14 protein-coding genes and 1 riboswitch are annotated in these 19194 nt (G+C 70.4%); of the genes, 4 read left to right on the forward strand and 10 right to left on the reverse strand.

Annotation, left to right across the window (positions count from 1 at the left end; all coding sequences use genetic code 11):
• The first annotated feature begins 78 nt into the window (after positions 1–78).
• The gene (locus tag DSY14_RS18940) at positions 79–1011 is read left to right on the forward strand and encodes a diacylglycerol kinase family protein (protein ID WP_211717927.1); all 933 of its coding nucleotides are present in this window, start codon (positions 79–81) and stop codon (positions 1009–1011) included.
• 273 nt (positions 1012–1284) lie between these two features.
• Entirely contained in the window at positions 1285–1542 is a 258-nt protein-coding gene (locus tag DSY14_RS18945) for a WhiB family transcriptional regulator (RefSeq protein WP_211717928.1), read from the forward strand.
• Positions 1543–1734: 192 nt separating this feature from the next.
• Here DSY14_RS18945 and DSY14_RS18950 read toward each other — a convergent pair whose 3' ends face one another.
• Entirely contained in the window at positions 1735–3279 is a 1545-nt protein-coding gene (locus DSY14_RS18950) for a sensor histidine kinase (protein ID WP_211717929.1), read from the reverse strand.
• A gap of 143 nt (positions 3280–3422) precedes the next feature.
• Here DSY14_RS18950 and DSY14_RS18955 point away from each other — a divergent pair, with 143 nt between their 5' ends.
• Complete coding sequence (locus tag DSY14_RS18955) at positions 3423–4163, forward strand: GntR family transcriptional regulator (RefSeq protein WP_211717930.1); 741 nt, start codon at positions 3423–3425, stop codon at positions 4161–4163.
• A 227-nt stretch (positions 4164–4390) separates the two neighbouring features.
• On the opposite strand, the gene DSY14_RS18960 is transcribed toward DSY14_RS18955, so the two are convergent.
• The 4 genes from DSY14_RS18960 to DSY14_RS18975 all read right to left on the reverse strand — a co-directional run bounded on the left by DSY14_RS18960 (position 4391) and on the right by DSY14_RS18975 (position 8840).
• Entirely contained in the window at positions 4391–5725 is a 1335-nt protein-coding gene (locus DSY14_RS18960) for an HD-GYP domain-containing protein (RefSeq protein ID WP_211717931.1), read from the reverse strand.
• A complete protein-coding gene (locus tag DSY14_RS18965) occupies positions 5725–7077 on the reverse strand; it encodes an HD-GYP domain-containing protein (RefSeq protein WP_211717932.1) in 1353 nt (450 codons plus the stop codon). Before DSY14_RS18965 ends, DSY14_RS18960 begins: the two co-directional genes overlap by 1 nt.
• A 789-nt stretch (positions 7078–7866) precedes the next feature.
• Positions 7867–8172: a mycothiol system anti-sigma-R factor gene (rsrA, locus tag DSY14_RS18970; RefSeq protein WP_211717933.1), complete on the reverse strand. Its 306-nt coding sequence runs from the start codon at positions 8170–8172 to the stop codon at positions 7867–7869.
• Entirely contained in the window at positions 8169–8840 is a 672-nt protein-coding gene (locus DSY14_RS18975; RefSeq protein ID WP_211717934.1) for a sigma-70 family RNA polymerase sigma factor, read from the reverse strand. Before DSY14_RS18975 ends, rsrA begins: the two co-directional genes overlap by 4 nt.
• A gap of 340 nt (positions 8841–9180) precedes the next feature.
• Between DSY14_RS18975 and DSY14_RS18980 the strand changes: the two genes are divergently transcribed.
• Complete coding sequence (locus tag DSY14_RS18980; protein ID WP_211717935.1) at positions 9181–10002, forward strand: class I SAM-dependent methyltransferase; 822 nt, start codon at positions 9181–9183, stop codon at positions 10000–10002.
• Between the two features lie 214 nt (positions 10003–10216).
• Here the strand turns inward: DSY14_RS18980 and thiC are convergent, their stop codons facing one another.
• From thiC to DSY14_RS19005, 5 genes are all read right to left on the reverse strand, one after another.
• Positions 10217–11884, reverse strand: a complete 1668-nt coding sequence (thiC, locus tag DSY14_RS18985) for a phosphomethylpyrimidine synthase ThiC (RefSeq protein ID WP_211717936.1) — start codon at positions 11882–11884, stop codon at positions 10217–10219.
• Positions 11874–11989, reverse strand: a riboswitch (TPP riboswitch). (Overlaps the previous gene by 11 nt.)
• A 124-nt stretch (positions 11990–12113) precedes the next feature.
• Entirely contained in the window at positions 12114–12965 is an 852-nt protein-coding gene (locus tag DSY14_RS18990) for an SOS response-associated peptidase (RefSeq protein ID WP_211717937.1), read from the reverse strand.
• A gap of 11 nt (positions 12966–12976) precedes the next feature.
• Positions 12977–14098, reverse strand: a complete 1122-nt coding sequence (locus DSY14_RS18995; RefSeq protein WP_211717938.1) for a DUF3068 domain-containing protein — start codon at positions 14096–14098, stop codon at positions 12977–12979.
• A complete protein-coding gene (locus DSY14_RS19000; RefSeq protein ID WP_211717939.1) occupies positions 14095–18579 on the reverse strand; it encodes an alpha-(1->3)-arabinofuranosyltransferase in 4485 nt (1494 codons plus the stop codon). The genes DSY14_RS18995 and DSY14_RS19000 overlap by 4 nt, the downstream gene beginning before the upstream one ends.
• The coding region (locus tag DSY14_RS19005; RefSeq protein ID WP_211717940.1) for a glycosyltransferase at positions 18576–19194 on the reverse strand (619 nt) is incomplete at its 5' end. The genes DSY14_RS19005 and DSY14_RS19000, both read right to left, overlap by 4 nt.

Genomic DNA, 19194 nt, shown 5'->3' on the forward strand with positions numbered 1-19194 from the left:
GCCTGGGACCGCGCCGACCACCCCGTGAGGCTCGTCCCTGGCGCGATGGCGTGCCCTCCCACCCTCTAGACTGACCGGGTGCGCGCCCTCTTCATCATGAACCCCAAAGCGACCACGACCACCGATCGCACCGGCGAGGTGATCCTGGATGCGCTGCGTTCGGAGCTGGACGTCACTGTCATCGAGACCGCCTATCGCGACCACGCCCGGGAACTGGCGCGCGACGCCGCCGAAGACGGCTACGAGCTGGTGTTGAGCCTGGGGGGCGACGGCACCGTCAACGAGGTCGTCAACGGGCTCCTGGCCACGCCTGAGAGCAAGAACCGCCCCAGCTACGCGGTCATCCCCGGGGGCAGCGCCAACGTGTTCATCCGGGCGCTGGGCGTGTCCGGCGACCCGGTCGAGGCGACCGGGCAGATCCTCGCGGCGATCCGCGCCGGCCGCGAACGCGAGGTCAACCTCGGGCGGATCACCAGCGACCAGGACGACCGCTACTTCACTTTCTGTGCCGGGTTCGGGTGGGACGCCGACGTCGTGCAGCACGTCGAGCACGAGCGCGAGAACGGCCGGAAGGCCACACCGGCGCTGTACGCGGAGGTCGCGGTAAAGCTGTTCTTCGGCGGGGATATCCGCGACCCGTCACTTACCGTGTCGACGGGCGGAAGGTCCCTGGAGGAGGTCTATTTCGCTCTGGTCACCAACACGACGCCGTGGACGTACGCGGGCGCGCTCCCCCTTCAGCCGACCCCGTCCTCCCGTTTCGAGCTGGGCCTGGACGCTTTCGCGCTGACCCGCTCCTCGTACTGGTTGACCGGGTGGGTACTTTCGCAAATGTTCCTACCAAAAGGACTTCCCACGCGCGGCGACGGCTACGTGACCTGGCACGACCAGGGTTCGTTGCAGATCACCTCGGCGCACCCGCGCGCGTTCCAAATCGACGGTGAATACCTGGGCGAGCGCGAACAGGTCAACTTCCACTCGGTACCGAAGGCATTACGAATCTTCTGTTAATTCCGCAGAAAAGCGCTATTCGTGACGACTGTGACGCACCCGACACACCGAACAGGACCTTCGGCCTCGGGACCTCTTGCGTGCCTGTCGTGATCCTGGCACGCTCAAGATATCGCCGCGCGTTACGGGCGAGTTAATTTGGGCGCTTCCCACATGGCCGTGGAGTGAAAGCTCGACCCCCTCGGCCCGGATACCCCTTCCGGTGGAACCTCCCGCCGGGCGCCCTTGCACAGAGATCGTGAAAAGCTTCACAACCTGTGAGGAGTGGACCGCATGGACTGGCGCCATGACGCAGCCTGCCGTGACGAAGACCCCGAGCTCTTCTTCCCCATCGGCAACCACGGGCCCGCCCTGATGCAGATCGAGGAGGCCAAGGCCGTCTGCCAGAGCTGTCCGGTCAGCTCCGCGTGTCTCAAGTGGGCGCTGGAGAGCGGCCAGGACGGTGGCGTCTGGGGCGGCACCTCCGAGGAGGAGCGCCGTCGGATGAAGCGTCGCGGCTCCGCTCTGCGACCCATGGTCCGCAGCCACTGATCTCCGGCGCCCTCCGGCCGGGTGCCTTCCTCCCGAACGGTGCCGGGCGCCGATCGACGACGCCGAACGATCCCCGCGGGCGCGGCGGGGAACGGCGCTCCTCGTGCGGACCGTACCCGGACCGCCCCGGGGTCCCGCGCCCCTCCCCCGCCCCGCGCGTCCCGGAAGCCCTGGGGCCGCCGGGACACCGACCTACGGAAGAGCGCCCTCGGGGTGCTCCAGCGGCAGGTTGATCGCGACCTCCGTACCGCCGCTCTCCTTCGGTGCGATCGCCAGGGTCCCGCCGAGCTCGCCCACGATGAGGGTCCGCACGATCTGCAGACCCAGACTCGTGGCCCCCTCCAGGTCGAAGTCCTCCGGCAGACCGCCGCCGTCGTCCGAGACGGCCAGTTCGAGGCTGCCGGCGCCCGGCGACCCCGAGCCGGCGTCCAGACGCCGCACCCGCACCTCGATCTTGCCCGGCCCCTGGCCCAATCCGTGTTCCACGGCGTTCTGCACCAGTTCCGCCAACACCATCGACAGCGGGGTCGCCACCAGGGCGTTCAGCAGACCGAACCCACCGATCCGGCGCGGGACCACGATGTTGCCGGTGGAGGACACCTCCGCCGCCATCTGCATGACCCGGTCCGCGATGTCGTCGAAGTCCACGACCTCGTCCGGTGTGTGCGAGAGCATCTCGTGCACGATCGCGATCGAGCCCACCCGGCCCACCGCCTCGTCCAGCGCCGCCCTGGCCTCGGGCACGTCCAGGCGTCGGGCCTGGAGCCGCAGCAGCGCGGCCACGGTCTGCAGATTGTTCTTCACCCGGTGGTGGATCTCCCGGATGGTGGCGTCCTTGGTCATGAGCTCACGCTCGCGCCTGCGCAGCTCGGTGACGTCCCGGACCATCACCAAGGCGCCGATGCGCACCCCGTCGATGATGAGCGGTATGGCACGCAGTTGAACGGTGACCCCGCGCGCCTCCACCTCGGCCTCCTGCGGGGCCCGGCCGCTCGCGGTGTAGGTGAGGTTCTCGTCCAAGGCCTCGCCCTGGGCCGCCAGTTCCAGGGTCGTGCGGTCCAGGCGGGCGCCGACCAGGTCGGCGGTGAGCCCCAGACGCCGGTAGGCCGACAACGCGTTGGGGCTGGCGTAGACCACCTCCCCGTTCTGGTCCAGACGGAGCAGACCGTCGCCGACCCGGGGCGAGCGCACCATGAGGGGCCCCTGGTCACTGAACGGGAAGACGCCCTCGGCGATCATCTGCGCCAGGTCACCGGCGCTCTGCAGGTAGGTGAGTTCCAGACGGCTGGGGGTGCGCGCCGAGCTGAGGTTGGTGCTGCGCTGGATGACGGCGATGAGGTTGCCCTGGCGGCGGACCGGAATGGTCTCCTCGCGCACCGGCACCCCGCCGGACCAGTCGGGATCGCCGTCGCGGCAGATCCGTCCCTCGCTCCAGGCCCGGTCGATCAGGGCGCGACGGCCCACCACCCGCGGCCCGGTGCGGGAGGTGACATCGGTCATGTCGTCCCGGAGCACGGTCTCGACCAGGTCGTCCTGGAAGGCGGTCGGGCCGGTCGTGGGACGCATCTGGGCGACGGCGATCCACCCGTCGTCATCGCGAAGACGTACCCAGAGCACGAGGTCCGCGAAGGAGAGGTCGGCCAGAAGTTGCCAGTCGGAGACCAGTGAGTGGATCCACTCCAGGTCCGCCTGCTTGAGTGACGTGTGACGGCGAATGAGGTCGCTGAGGTGAGGCACTCACAAATCATCCCATGAAGCGGTGCATACTCAAGGGATACGCACTCGACCAGTGGTCCACACCAATCGGCGGCCGAAGGGACGGCGGCCGATCATCACGGGGCGCAGTGTGAGACGAGCGCGGGACGCGGTGGAGGAGACCGATGACGGGTCAGCACACACTGGACGGCAACCCCCGGGTGCCCAAGTACTACCAGGTCAAGAAGCAGCTACTGGAGCTGATCGACGCCATGCCCGCGGGCAACCCGGTCCCGCCGGAGCGTGCGCTGGCGACCCAGTTCGGCACGTCGCGCACCACCGTGCGGCAGGCTCTGACCGAGATGGTGGTCGAGGGCCGTCTGCTGCGCATCCAGGGCAAGGGCACGTTCGTCGCCAAGCCCAAGGTCGCCCAGATCCTCCAGCTGACCAGTTACACCCAGGAGATGCGCGCCCACGGCCTGCACCCCGCCACCCGCATCCTGGACGTCAGCTACATCAACGCCGACGACCAGCTCGCCGAACTGCTCTCGATCCGCTCCGGTGGTCGTGTGCTGCGGATCGAACGCCTCCGGTTGGCCAACGGCGAGCCGATGGCCGTGGAGACCGCCCATCTGGCCGCGCGACGCTTTCCCGGACTCCGACGCCAGCTCGACCGCTACGCTTCGCTCTACGAGGCTCTGGCGAGCGCCTACGACGTGTCCCTCGCCGAGGCGGAGGCCTCGATCGAGACGGTGCTGGCGACCCCCAACGAGGCGCGTCTGCTCGGGGTGGACGTCGGTCTGCCCTTGGTCCTGCACTGCCAGCACAGTTTCGACGGCGACGGCCACCCGGTGGAGTGGGTGCGGTCGCTCTACCGCGGTGACCGGTACAAGTTCGTCACGCGTCTGCGCCCGCCGACGGACTGAGCCCTCCCCGCACGGTCCGAGGGCGACCGTTCCGCCTCGGGCCGTCCGGGTCGGTCACCGGCGCAGCGCAGGCACCGCACCCCGACGCACCGGTGGCGGCGTGAGGAAGGCGGCCCGGCCACGGTCCCCGGCTGCGGGCCGCGACGCTCCGGTCGGTGACGCCCTCGACGTCGGTGGGGAAACGGGGTCGGCCACGGCCGCGGCGCGCGGCGGGCCGAGGCCACCCCTCAGGCGCGGTCGAGCACGCGGTCCAGGGCGTCCACCACACGCGGGTCGTACTCGCTGTCGGTGTCCATGCGCAGCCGCTCGATGACCGCCGTGCGGCGTTCGACCTCGCGAGTGTCGCCGACCAGGTCGTCGAAGGCGTTGGCGACCTTGATGATGCGGCTGCCCAGCGGGGGCACCCCCTCGTCGCCGTCGCCGCGCAGCGGCTCGCACTGGCGGCGGACCAGCTCGGCGACGTTGTCGAGCACCCCGGTCTCCCGGATGATCGCCGACCCCAGTTCCGCGATCCGCCGCTGTTCGCGCGGCGAGGACAGCACGGTGGCCCCGCCCGCGATGGGCTCCCGCAGGGACAGCTGGCCGATGTCGTGCATCAGCGCCGCGTACTCCAGCTCCAGCAGCTCGCGCTCGGCCAGCCCGAGTTCGCAGGCGATGCCGTGGGCGAGCCTGCTCACCCGACGGGAGTGGCCGTTCTCGACGTAGCCGCCCACCTCGGTGACACGGGACAGCGCGCGCACGGTCTCCAGATAGGTGCGGCGCACCTCGGCGTGCCGGCGGAAGGCCACCTGGGAGACCAGCAACGGAGCGCTGAACACCAGGAGGCCGACCGGCCCGGTGACGGTGCAGGCCAGCGCGATGAGCACACCGCTGGAGGCGATCGCGCCGCCGGTCGCGACCTGGGCGCGGGCCTCGTCCCGGGTGGCCACCCACAGACGCGTGCGCAGGCGTTCGGCCCGCAGCAGCGCGGAGAGACCCACGTCCACCAGCCAGGCCGTCACGACCAGTCCCGCCATGATGAGCGCCACCAGGATCGACGAGTCGGTCAGGGACAGGTGTTCGGCCAGGGGACGGAAGGTGGCGGCGAGCAACAGGGCGGTGAGCACCCGGCGGGCCACCTCCTCGACCCTGGGACTGCGCCCCACCGCCACGTGCGGTAGTTCGCCCAGCGCCACACCCAGGGCGACGACCGCGACGACCTGGGCGACACCGTGGTGGACCGGCTCTCCACCGAGGCTGATGAGGAACGCGTAGGAGATCGCCCCGGACAGGGCGATCGGCGCGGACTCACGATGCCCGGGCAGGGTGATCCTGGCCAGCTCACCGCCGGCGATGACCAGGCAGAAGGCCAGGGCGACATGGGGGTCGACGACCCCGTTGACCGCGGTGCCGACCAGGGCGACCAGCGCGGCGACGCCCGTTCCGGCCACCAGCAGGGCCCGCAGGGGGCGCGCGGTGTTCCAGAAGGGTTCGCCCCGGCTCTGGAGTTCGAGGGCGCCGCCCTCGGGCCCGCCACCCTGCGGTCCGGCGGGCACGGGTCCGTCCGACTGCTGTTGCGTCATCACCTGTCCTGACCACCCGTCACGACCCCGGCCGAGGTGGACTCGGCGACGGTGGCCGTGCCGGCACCGTTCTTCGACGGGGACGGAGCGGGCACACCGGTCGCGGGGGCGTCGCCGTCCTCGGTGGCACCGTAGCGGCCGCCCGGAGGTTCGGTGATGTCCGGGGTCTGCCAACCCTCACGGCTCACGGCGCGGACCAGGGCCTCGACCATCCGGGGGTCGAACTGCGTGCCCGCGCACCGACGGAGCTCGGCGATGGCGTCCTCGACCGACCACGCGTTCCGGTAGGACCGGGTCGAGGTCAGGCAGTCGAAGACGTCCGCCACGCTGATGATGCGGGCGGACTCGGGGATCTCCATCCCGACCAGGCCCATCGGGTACCCGCGCCCGTCGAGGCGTTCGTGGTGGTGGCGGATCCCGGCGAGGGCCTCGTCGAGGAAGCTGATCTCGCGCACGATCTCGTAACCGCGGGTCGGGTGCAGCTTGATCGCGGCGTACTCGTCGTCGGTGAGCTTGCCGGTCTTCTGGATGACCTTGGTGGGCACGCCCAGCTTGCCGATGTCGTGGAGCATCCCGGCGTAGCGGATCTTCTGCACCCGCTCGGCGGACATGCCCAGTTCGGCGGCGATCATGGCCGAGCCCTCGGCCACGCGCATGCAGTGGCCGCGGGTGTAGTAGTCCTTCGTCTCCACCGCCTGGCACAGAGTGGCGAGCGTGGCCTCGTGCGCCCGCGCCTCGGCGGTCTGCTGACCGAAGGTCCATCGTGCGATGAACAGGGGCAGCAGGATCAGGAGCGGCGCGACGATGCCGACGGCGCCCCAGATCGCGGCGATGGCCAGGCCCAGCATCTGGTAGCCGATGGAGGTGACCTCCAGGGCGATCAGCGGGCGCCAGCGCTGCGGGCGTCGTCCGGGGGTCGCACGGGTGAGCCCCAGGCACCACATGAGGGCGCCGATGAGCAGTGAGTTGAGCAGTGTGTACGTCAGGACCGCGACGACGTACGGAAGCACGATCCCCGGGAAGTCCGACTGGTTCGGGACACCGACGGTGCCACCGAGAAGGAGGTAGACGTGCCCGGTCGCGAACCCGGCGATCGCGTACTGCGCTCCGTTGAAGGTCCGCTTGACCAGGGCCTGCCTGCGCAGAGTGAGACAGCAGGAGAACCCCACCACGGCCGCGCCGACCGGCCCCACCAGAACGACCGCGGCGAGGGCCACGGCCGAACTGGGCGATATCCCGGCTTCCTTGACGTCGACGAGGACGTGTGTACTGATCGACTCCGCGACGACGAAGAGAACCACCATGAGCACCAGCGTCCCCACGTCGATTCCCGTGTAGGGACCGACGAGCACAATGGCGACAGCACTGACAACGATGATTCCGACGTAGACACGCGCGCCCCCTGGAAGAGCCCGCACCCCCGTTCACCCCCCACCGACGACGACCGGACTGTCATGGTTTCACCGGTTCTGTTCTACCACCAGGTCCATCCGGTAAAAGCGGAAGCCATGAAAACTCCGTACATCGCCGCTACGAACATGCTCGCGAACATCGCTGGCCTCTCTCCCCTGACGGCGCCCCGCTCATCCCCCGAGCGCGCCGTGCAAATTACCCTATTCGTTGGATAAGGAGTCCAGTTTAACGGGCATCGGCACCCCCACGATTACCTCCGACCCGAACCGGACACCGAGAGAGGCGCCCGAGGGTGATCAAATTCCGGACTGCGGAATTACTAATTCAATTAGCAATTCCGTACCACTACACAGAGTAACCACGTACTTTTCCGACGTATCGCCGACCCGCTTTCGCTCGGGCGGTCGGAGTAGAGCCCATCCTGCCCCCGATCAGTGACGACTACACATAGTGATCACACGGAACGGGGGCGAACACGCCCAAGGAAATTCATTCCGACTCGGTCACGACGGAAAGAACACCGACCTGATCGGGCGTGTCGACCACCCTCGGAACCCCCCAGCGAGGCCCCGAGTGACCAAAACCCCCACGCCTGATCGAAAACGGGAGACACAACACCATAAAAGCACATAAACGCATCTGAAAGCAGCAGAGATCACCATGAGAGCCAAGGCACAAAAAAGTGGCGAAAGCTGGAATTCCAGCCTTCGCCACACGACGGAAAACCCTCAGACGGGAGGGGAACCCGCTCCGGCCTCACGGGCCAACTGCTCCTGCCGTGCCCGGGCCAGACGCCCCAGCACCTTGTCACGCAGGTCCAGCGGGACCGGGTCACAGCCGCAGTGCTTGGCGACGAGCTTCTTCACGGCCTCCTCCAGGCCGTACTCGTCCAGGCACGGGCTGCACCCGTCCAGGTGCCGTCGGACCTGCTCGCAGTCGCCCTCACCGAGTTCGCCGTCGATGTAGACGTAGATCTGCTCGAGCACCTCACTGCACGGGGTGTCCTTCTCCGGTGTGTCGTGGCCGCCGCTCATCGCCGATCTCCTCGATCCGACCCACTCTGTGACCGCCCTCCGGCGGAAGAACCCGTGGCGACGGCCTCGGCGGCCTCGGCCGCACGCGTCGCCGGAAGGAACCCGCGGTCCAGCGCGTACTCCTCCAGGAGCGTGCGCAGCTGACGCCGTCCCCGGTGCAGACGCGACATGACCGTACCGATCGGGGTCCCCATGATCTCGGCGACCTCCTTGTACGCGAACCCCTCGACGTCGGCGAGGTAGACCGCGATACGGAAGTCCTCCGGAAGCTCCTGCAGCGCGCGCTTGACGTCACTGTCGGGAAGGTGTTCGAGCGCCTCGGCCTCGGCCGACTTCAGCCCCGCCGCGGTGTGCGACGCGGCCTGCGCGAGCTGCCAGTCCTCGACGTCCTCGGTTCCGGCCTGCTTCGGCTCCCGCTGCTTCTTCCGGTACGAGTTGATGAACGTGTTCGTGAGGATGCGGTACAGCCACGCCTTGAGGTTGGTCCCCGCCTTGAACTGGTGGAAGGAACCGAACGCCTTCGCGAAGGTCTCCTGGACGAGATCCTCCGCGTCCGCCGGATTGCGGGTCATACGCAGTGCCGCCGAGTAGAGCTGGTCGAGGTAGGGGAGCACGTCCCTCTCGAACCGCTCGTCCCGTTCCTCGGCTGTCTCCTGGCTCTGTTCCAAGCCCTTCGGCCTCCTCGCGCTGGTCCCGGGTGGGGCGTCCATATCCCAACGATACGGTCCCATACCCCGGACCTGCGCATCGACGTCGCGTGGCGTCGACACCGCTTCCTCCCGCTCAAGGCATGCGCCGGCAGTCGGCATGGTCTCGTGATCCTCCCTCGAATACGGTGAACACCCCCGGGCACCCGCTCCCCGGACGGTGTCGTTGTCAACAACGCGTCCCTCGCGCTGATTCCGCCGTGCCGACGGCCGTCCGCCGTCGAAAGTTCGACGATTGGCTCCGTCGGTGAAGGTGAGGCATGGCAGAGTGCGGGTAGGACCTTTGAAGGATGGGAGAGGAGTGCACGTGCGACCGTCCTCGACACCGGCCTCCGATCGCCCCCGATCGCCCGCCGCCCAGTTCGCCACCACCGACCGGCTGTCGGACTATTGGCGTTTCTACTGGGCCGTGGCGGAAGCGCAGATCAGCCGCTGGTTGCCGGCCGCGCCCTCCCGCCTGCTCGACCTCTCCAGCCCGGACTTCCAGGGCACGCCGCGCGCCGTGGCGGCCGGGCACGACGTGGTCACCCTCCTTCCCTCCGTCGACGCGGCCATGCGACGGCCGCTCACCCTGGTGAACAGCCGGGCCATGGTGCCCCGGCCGGCCCGACGCGGCCGGCTGCGCCACGTGGTCGGTGACTCCGCCTTCCTGCGCTCCTTCGCGGCCGACGCCTTCGACGGGGTGATCGCCGACAACCGGGTGCTCTCCCGGAACCTGGCCACGGAGGCCTCCATGGCCGAGGTCGCGCGGGTCCTGCGCCCGGGTGGTCGGGCCCTGGTGTGCGTGGACTCGGTGGTGCTGGGCATGGCCCTGCTGGCCGAACAGGACTACTGGCCCGAGCTCAGCCACGCCCCCAGCGCCGACGTGCTCCTGGTGCCGTGGCCGGACGGTTCCATCACGCGTTGCTTCACCGGCGAGCAGTTGACCGAGATGATCACCGACGCGGGTATGGAGCTGGAGTGGATCCGGCCGCGGACGGTGCTCTCGGCCTCCACCGTGGAGATGATGCTGGACCGCGATCCCCGGTCGATGAGCCGGCTGGTGGAGATGGAGCTGCACGCGGCCGAGTCCGATGACTACGTCGGTGTGCACCTGGTCGCCAGCGCCGTCAAACCCGCCTGACCGGCGCGGGCGGCGCACCGCCACCGACGGGTCCCGCGACCTTCCCGATCTCCCGGGCGGGGTCGGGCCCGGGGTGGGGACCCGGTGAACGGGGCCACCCCACGCGCGCCCTGCCGGTCACTCGCCGTGGTGCCGGCCCCGGCACGCCGGACGGCCGATTCCGTGTGAGCCCCCGTCGGTGGGGCCGGTCGAGCGGCCCCACCGACGGTCTCGGTCAGTCGGCCAGGGGCAGGTACACGCGGTTACCGCCCTCGGCGAACTCCGCGGACTTGTCGGCCATGCCCTTCTCGATGGCCTCGACGGTGTCCAGGCCGTTCTCCTTCGCGTAGCGACGCACGTCCTGGGAGATCTTCATCGAGCAGAACTTGGGACCGCACATGGAGCAGAAGTGCGCGGTCTTGGCGGGCTCGGCGGGCAGGGTCTCGTCATGGAACGACCGGGCGGTCTCCGGGTCCAGCGACAGGTGGAACTGGTCCTGCCAGCGGAACTCGAAGCGCGCCTGGGAGAGCGCGTCGTCCCACTCCTGCGCCCCGGGGTGGCCCTTGGCGACGTCGGCGGCGTGCGCGGCGAGCTTGTAGGTGATGACACCGGTCTTGACGTCGTCGCGGTCGGGCAGCCCCAGGTGCTCCTTGGGGGTGACGTAGCAGAGCATCGCGGTGCCGTACCGACCGATCTGCGCCGCACCGATCGCGGAGGTGATGTGGTCGTAGCCGGGAGCGATGTCGGTGGTGAGCGGACCGAGGGTGTAGAAGGGCGCCTCTCCGCACAGCTCCTCCTCCAACCGCACGTTCTCGGCGATCTTGTCCATCGGCACGTGCCCGGGGCCCTCGATCATCACCTGCACGTCGTGGGAGCGGGCGATGTGGGTGAGCTCGCCGAGCGTGCGGAGTTCGGCGAACTGGGCCTCGTCGTTGGCGTCGGCGATGGAGCCGGGTCGCAGCCCGTCCCCGAGCGAGAAGGTGATGTCGTAGCGACGGAAGATCTCGCAGAGTTCCTCGAAGTGGGTGTAGAGGAAGCTCTCCCGATGGTGGGCCAGGCACCAGGCGGCCATGATGGAACCTCCGCGCGAGACGATGCCGGTGACCCGTCGGGCCGCCAACGGCACGTAGCGCAACAGCACGCCCGCGTGGACGGTCATGTAGTCCACGCCCTGTTCGGCCTGCTCGATGATGGTGTCGCGGTAGATCTCCCAGCTCAGGCCACCGGGATCACCGTCGACCTTCTCCAGCGCCTGGTAGAGGGGAACGGTGCCGATGGGCACCGGTGCGTTGCGGATGATGCGCTCGCGGGTCTCGTGGATGCGCTTGCCGGTGGACAGGTCCATCACGGTGTCGGCGCCCCATCGGGTGGCCCAGACCATCTTCTCCACCTCCTCGGGCACGGAGGAGGTGACGGCGGAGTTGCCGATGTTGGCGTTGATCTTGACCAGGAACCTCTTGCCGATGATGGTCGGCTCGGACTCCGGGTGGTTGCGGTTGACCGGGATCACGGCCCGGCCGATGGCGATCTCCTCGCGGACGAACTCGGGGGTGACGCCCTCGCGGGCGGCGACGAAGTGCATCTCGGGGGTGATGACCCCCGCCTTGGCGTAGGTCAGCTGGCTGACCGAGCCGTTGACCGGGTCCAGGGCCCAGTCCAGGCGGGTGCGGGGCAGACCCCGGTGGACGTCGATGTCGGCGGTGTCGTCGGTGTACGGGCCGGAGGTGTCGTACAGGTCGAAGTGGCTGCCGTTGGTGAGCGCCACCCGCCGACGCGGGATGCGGAGCGTGCGCCCCTCGGGGGTCACGGTCTCGCGGTACACCTTGTGAGATCCCATGATGGGACCAGTGGTCACGCGGTGCACGTCGGGGGTGGAAACGTCACGACTGTCCATAGCCGTCATGGCAGGCCTCCCTACGTCGGAATTACCCGAACAGGTTCTGCGGTCGGCGACACCGATGAGTCGCCCTCTCAGCCCGCCATGGCGCGAGCTCCCGCGTTGCGTATTCACATGTGGGCACGGTGAACGTGCGCGGGGACGCCTCGATCACGGCGTCCCGGCCGGGGGTCGCCCCCTGTGGCCTCGCACACCATACACAGGCCGGACCGGGCCCTGTCCACCCTCCCGGGGGTCAGAAGAGTGTGTCCGGCCCGTCGTCGCCGTCGGTCGCGACCGGTTCCAACAGCGCGGGGCCGTTGTTCTTGATGCTGTTGACCTCGGTGGAGACCGCGTCGACGGCGAACCGGTCCACCGGGGTGAGGTCCAGCAGGTGGGACAACTCGTCGGCACCGGAGGCCGGGTCGAGCCACGCGGCCCAGTCGTCGGCGGGCACCACCACGGGCATGCGTTCGTGAATGTGCGACAGAGCGGGGGCGGCCTCGGTGGTGATCACGGCGCACGACCACACCCAGGCCGCGGGGTCGTTCTCGTCGACCTCCGGGTCACGCCAGCGTTCGAAGATCCCGGCCAGCGCCAACGGCCGGTCGCCCTGGTAGTGGATGGAGAAGGGCTTCTTGGCCGCCTTGGACTTGCGCTTCTTGTGCCGGGGGTCGGTGGCGGGCGACGTGCTGGCCTCGGCGGTGCCGTCCTTGTTGAGCAGTTGCCACTCGTAGTAGGCGTCGGCGGGCAGCAGGCAGCGGCGGTGCCGGAAGGCCGACCTGAACGCCGGTTTGTCGGCGACGGTCTCCCCACGCGCGTTGATCATCCGGTAGCCGATGTTGCGGTCCTTGGCCCAGGAGGGGATGAGTCCCCAGCGCAGGGTGTGCAGGGAGCGCGGCCCCACGGCGTCCTCGGCGTCGCCCTGCGGCGGTGGTCCGAGCACCGCCTGCACCAGGCGACCGGGCGCGATGTTGTAGTCGGGGTCGAGCTCCTCCAGCGGTGGCCAGGCGCGTGGGTCGGTCTCCTCCCCCACCGCCTGCTCCGGCAGGTCGAAGGCGAGTTGGAGCTGGTGCACGTTCCTGGACTGGGCATAACGACCGCACATAATGTCCGAGTCTACGCCTCGGAGTCCCCACCGGCCCCGTTCTCCGCGCGGTTCACGACCGCACCGTCTCCCCCATGCTCGTCCGTCGGCACGGGACGTCGGGCGCCGGCCGTGGCGGGCGCGTCGGACGCGTCCGTCGCGCCCGCCCCCGGAGGTTCCTCGGAGCGGGCACGCCGCGCCTGGAACAGCCCCGCGAGGATCGCGACCACCCCGAGCGGGCCCAGGGTCCAGGGCACCCACGCGTCCAACCCGCGCAGGACCAGGGCCCGGACCCGGGCCTGCTCGGCCAGGGCGGACACCTGCCCCTCGGCCAGGGCGAACTCGGCCTCCAGCAGGGCCACCTCCTCGGAGCCGTCCTGGGGACGCAGGGTCTCGGTCCGGTCCTCGGTCATGTGCACGACCCGGCCGGTGACCGGCTCCACCCAGAAGGTCCGTTCGTAGGCCAGCCAGAGTGTGGCGGGCACGGTGCCGCCCTCGTCGCCGAACAGGTCCGCGGGCACGTCACGGGACGACTCGGGGACCTGGGTGGCGGGCAGTTCCTGGACGTAGCGGCGGACCGCCAGACCGCCGATCTCGTCGTCCTCGTCGAAGGTCACCGCGGGGGCCGCCCGCACCTCGGCGTCGTAGAAGGAGTGGTCCCCCTCGGGCGCCCCGGCCGGCCACTGCAGGACCAGCCCGGCCTGGCGCACGGCCCGGTCGCCGTCGACGTGCTCACCACAGCAGTTGACGGCCCGCCCGGTCGCCCGGTCCACGATGACGCGGCGGCTCCAGTGGTCGATCACCCGGTCGGCGTCGGTCGTGTCGACGGTCATCTCCCAGGCCGACCACTCCGCGCCGTGGGACGTGCCCTCGACCCGGGTGGTCCGGGTCAGCTCGACCCCCTCCCGACGGGTCCAGGTGGCCGCGTCCAGGTAGGCGGCTCCGGGGGCGTTCATCCTCAGGTGGTGGGTGACCTCCCCCGGCATGAGGGCGACCCGGTCGTGCACGTAGAGCGGCAGCAGCAGGGCGACGGTCACCAGGAACGCGCCCACGGCCACCAGGACCGTGCCCCTCGGCAGCGGTCGGGCGGGTGCGGGGATCCGAGGGCCGGGCCGCCGGACCGGGGCCCGCCCCATCTGCGAGAACGCGCTCACCTGCGAGCCTCCTCGACGTCGTCCGCGGCTCCGGCACCGGCACCGGCACCGGCACCGAGCGTTCCGGGGCCCTCGTCGTCGGGTGCGCCGCGGCCGTCGGTCGGGCCACCACCCGGGTCACCGTCCTCGTCGGGTCGGGTGCCCGCGCGAGGGGGCGAGGGGTCCCCCGACCCGGCCTCGCCGGAGCCGTCCGGCGGGGTGTCGGTGCGCTCCTCCTCATGGCCGCTCCGACCCAGCGCCAACACCAGTCGGGCCATCGCGGGCAGACAGAGCGCCTGGGGCACCCAGCCGCGCAGCGCGGCGCCGAACGTCTCGGTGACCTCGTGGAAGGGCAGGTTGACGGCCAGGTGCGTGCCCGCGGCCGTGGCCAGTCCCGCCAGGGCCAGCGACACCGTCACCACCCAGGGGCCCGCCAGGTGCGGCAGCGCCCGGCCGCCCATGGACGGCCGTCCGGGCTTGGCGTGGCGCAGCCGTCCGGGCGCCCGGCGGGCCAACCACCAGATCGCCACCAGGATCAGGCCGACCACGGCGGCTCCCGCCGCACCCGCGATCCAGACCCCGTAGGCCAGACCGAGGGGCAGGACCACCGCACGCGGGAGCCGGCCGGGGCCGGCCTGGGGCAGGGCGCGGGCACCACGCGGCGACTCCGGCGCGGAACGACCACCGCCGGGCAGCAGACGGCGCGGCCACAGGGCCAGGACCACCAGGAGCGCGGCGAGCGCGCCGCCCACGGCCAGGACCCGGTGGTAGACGGTGTCGGGGGCGTAGGTCAGCGTGACGGTGCCCGCCGTGCCCTCCGGCAACACCCAGGCCTGTTTCCATCCTTCCAACCGGACGGGTTCCAGTGGTCCGGCGCCACCGTCGACGCGGGCCTGCCACCCCTCGTTGAAGTTCTCGTTGACCACCAGGAGGCTGTCCTCGTCGACGGACACGTCGAAGCGGCGCTCGCTCGGGCCCCACCCGTGCAGGGCGTCAACCTCGGCCATGGTGACCTCCGGGGCCGTGGCGTCGGCCAGGTCGGCGGTCTGCACCAGGGCGGATCGGACCTGGTAGCGGTTGCCGGGGTCGACCACGACCCGGTTCTCGCCCTCCCCCAGATCGAGGTCGGTGCACGTCTCGTAGCGCAGGGGGCGCCCGGTGAGCTGGTCGGTGAGCGTGCCCTCACTGATCCGGGTCTCCACCCGCCGGTCGTTGACCCGCAGGGTCGGACCCAGGCCACAGGTCGTGGAGGCGTCCGCCTCCGGGGTCGGGTCGGCCGGGGCGACCCCGGGCAGGTCGATGCCGCCGATCTCCAACGCCTGCCCCTCGGGACGTTCGAAGGTGAGGCGCAGGGAGGAGGCGGTGAGCTCGGCGAAGTCGACACGACCGCTCCCGTCGAGCCACCCTTCCCGGACGGTGTCGTCGCCCTCGACGGTGACCTTGATCGGCCGCATCACGTGGTCGGCCCGGGGGAAGTCGACCTCCATGTGGTCCAGGGTGGTCGGGGTACCCAGATCGACGTCGAGCCAGGGGCTCTTCTCCTCGGGGTCCGGGTACCAGACGGTGTTCTCGTCGTCGTCGAACGCTCCCCGGCCCATGGCGGCGGGGTGTCGCACGGTCGTGGAGGAGCCGGTGACCCGGGGGAAGTCGCTCGCCCGGTTGGCGGCGTTCTCCGCCTCCCGGGGGTCGGTGAGGACCACCTCGCCGGAGATGCGGTGCGGGGTGCCGGCCGCGTCCGCGGACAGGCTGAAGGTCCGGTCCAACCCGCCGGAGTCCTCGCCACCGACCTCCAGGTCGGGGTTGCACACCCACGCGTGGGAACCCTCCATGCAGCCGGGCGCGGTGCCGGTGGAGCCGGTGAAGAGCAGCGTCCCTGCGTCGGCGGGGCCGGGCACGTCGAGGGTGCGGGCGGCCTCCAGGCCCGGCACCGCGATGGAGGAGATCCCCACCCGCGTACCGAACCGGTACTCCGGTTCCCAGGCGAGTTCGTCCACCCTCACCCGGAGCCGGGAGGTCTCTCCGGGCGGAGCGTTGAGCTCCTGGGGTTCGTCGGTCTCGGCGACGGCCGCCTCGGATCTCCCGTTGTCGGTGATGAGCGTGACCCGGGAGGGCGGGGGCTCCCCGGGCAGCTGTTCGAAGGCGATGTTCAACCCGTCGAGAGCGCGCGGTTCGGAGAACTCCACCTCGATCCACTCACCGACCGCACCGGCGAAGGCGCTGGATCGCCAGGCGGTGGCGAGGTCGTCGTCGACGGCGGCGTGCGGCCCGTGGCCCGGGTCCCGGTCGCCGGGGCGGGTCTCGACCCCGGCCTCCGACGTGGAGGCGGTGACACCGGCGATACCGATGTCGCGCGCGTGGGCGACGTACTCCTCCCAGGCGGGGTCGATGACGTCCGGTGCGGGGACGTCGCGCTCGTACTCCTGGTCCTCGGTCATGGTGGCCGAGACGTTGCGGCGCACGTCGGAGTAGACCACCTCGCGGCGGCGCACGGTGTCGGTGACGATGGTGTCCTCGGCCGCGATGGACGCGGCCCCCGGATCGTCGCCCAGCAGGATCGGGCGGTCGTCGTCGACCAGGCCCTGTTCGGCCAGGTGCAGGACGGACTCCGGTCCGCCGGTGACCCGCAGGGTGTCGGCGGAGGGGACGGTGCCCACCGTGGGCGCGGCGTCCTCCACCTCGTAGACGGTCAACGACGGGTACGGCTGGTCGAACCACTGCGAGGCGGACCGGTGGTCGAGGGAGCCGATGACCGGTCCGAACTCGGCGGCCTCCGTGATGCCGGGCGAGTTCCGCAGGGTCTGGTGCACGCGGGCCGGCCAGCCCCCGTTGTTGCCCACGCGTTGCAGGTCGTTGCGGACGATGAGGTGGGTGACGCCGAGGCGGGCGAAGGTGGCGGACAGGCCCTCGGAGCCCCTCCCGGAGGAGACCCTCTGATCGATCTCGTGGGTGATGCGGGAGATGCCGGAGGAGCCCCACGGGATGATCTGGTGGTTGGTCCAGGCCCCGGACAGCAGTGGCTGCAGGGGTTCGTCGAGGGGACGACCCCATTCGTACTCACCGCGGGCCGACCCCGGCAGCGCCATCGTCATGCCGCGCTCCTCGGAGCGTTCCTCCAGCCAGTCGACCGCCTCGTACCAGTGGTCGGGGATCTCCTCGAACCCGCCCTTGGGCGCGATGCCGACGGTGGCGATGGGGACGAGCGTGAGGAGGAAGACCGCGGCGCAGGCCCCGGCGACGGCCCGCCGTACCCGCGCGGCGACCGCGGTGCCCGAGCGGTCGGCCCGGTCCCGGGCCACCACGACGGGCAGATGGGCCAGGCCCAGGACGATGGGCAGGCGGATGAGCGCGTCGAACTTGTGGACGTTGCGGAAGGGGGCGAGGGCACCGTCGAACAGCTCCCGCATGAACGGTGCGAAGGGGCCGGTGAGGGCGCCCGTGTACCCCGCGACCACGATCGCGGTACCCACGAGCACACTGCCGATGAGGAACAGTCGTTCGGGGGTGCGACGGTTGATGAGCCCCGCCAGGCCGAGCCCGGCCACGAGGGTGGTGGCCACCACCAGCCACGGGGTGAGGGAGAGCTCGGCGCCCGACGGCAGGGCGGTGTTGCCCATGTCGGGCAGGAAGCCCATCCAGTTCGAGGTGCCGCGCAACGCGTTGAACAGCGAGGTGATGCCGGTGGTGACGGCGGCGTCCTCGGTGTAGGGCATGAACGAGTACACGTACCGCGACATGATGAGCAGCGGCACGATGTACCAGAACGAGGCCAGGACCAAGGCGCACGACCACCACAGGATGAGCCGCCACTTGCGCGGTCCGTTCGCCCGGGTGAGCAGGTACAGGCCCGGGACCACGAGCACGGCCAACTCGGAGGCGGCGTTGGTACCGCCGCACATCAGGAACGCCAGCCCCGACAGCAGGGCCATGCGGGCGGGTGGATAGCCGTGCCGGGCGCCCAGGATGAGCGGCAGCAGGATCCACGGCATGAGCAGCATGGGCTGCAGTTCGGCGGAGTTGTAGGACAGCAGCGTCAGCACGCGAGGGGCCAGCGCGTAGGCGATCCCGGCGATGAGACGGGTGTTGACGGTGCCCAGTCCCAGGGCCTCGGCGACCTTGTACGTGCCGAGGAAGGCCGCGATGAGCAGGACCGCCATCCACAGGCGTTGCACGAGCCACTCGGGCATGCCGAGTACCTCGAACAGCAGGTGGAAGGGGCCGTTGGGGAAGAAGTACCCGAAGGCCTGGTTCTGGATCTGCCCGAAGTAGGAGGGGTCCCACAGGTGCAGGGCGCGCTCCATGAACCCGAGCGGGTTGATCGTCAGGTCGATCTTGGTGTCGCCGACGATCCGGCCGGGGTCGATGCTCGCCGCCAGCGCACCCAGGAGCACGCACACCGCGAGGACCTTGAGGCGCGCCAGCAGCCTCGCGTCCGGTCCGCCGGGGGCGGACGGTGCCGTGGAATCCTCCGGTTCGCGCCTGGCGGTGGATTCCGCCGAAGTCACATCTTCGCTTTCTTACCTGTCGCCGGGTCGGGGGTGTCGGCGGGGGAATCGATGCCGAGTTCCGCCGCGACGAGGCGGGTCATCCGCGCGCCGCTCGCCTCCCAGGTGAACCGGGAGGCCCAGGCCCGGCAGGCGTGGCGGACCTGCTCGGCCCGCCGGGGGTCGGACAGCTCGTTCAGGGCCCGTGAGACGACGTCGTCCAGGGTCTCGCCCTCGTGGACGAGCCAACCCGTCTCACCGTCACGGACCGAATCGCGCAATCCGTCCACATCGTAGGCCACGGTGGGCACCCCGAGCCGGGCGGCCTCGATGACGGTGAGGCCCCACCCCTCGAACTCGGAGGCGGTGACGTGCAGGTGGCAGGAGGCCAGGACCGCCTCCTTGTCCTCCTCGGACAGGAACCCGTGCAGTTCGGCGCGTTCGCGCAGTCCGTCGTGTTCGATGCGCTCGGCGAGGTGCGCGCCCTCCGGGCCGCGGCCGATGATGTGCACCCGCAGACCGGGGTGGTCGTCGGCGAGGGTCCGGGCGAGGTCGACCACGCGGGACACCCGCTTCTGCACCACCAGGCGGCCGAGACTGACCACGGCGGGGGCCGCGTCCGGTGCGGGCGCGGGC

The organism is Nocardiopsis sp. MG754419 (assembly GCF_018207095.1).
In the GTDB taxonomy this organism is placed as follows: Bacteria; Actinomycetota; Actinomycetes; order Streptosporangiales; family Streptosporangiaceae; genus Nocardiopsis.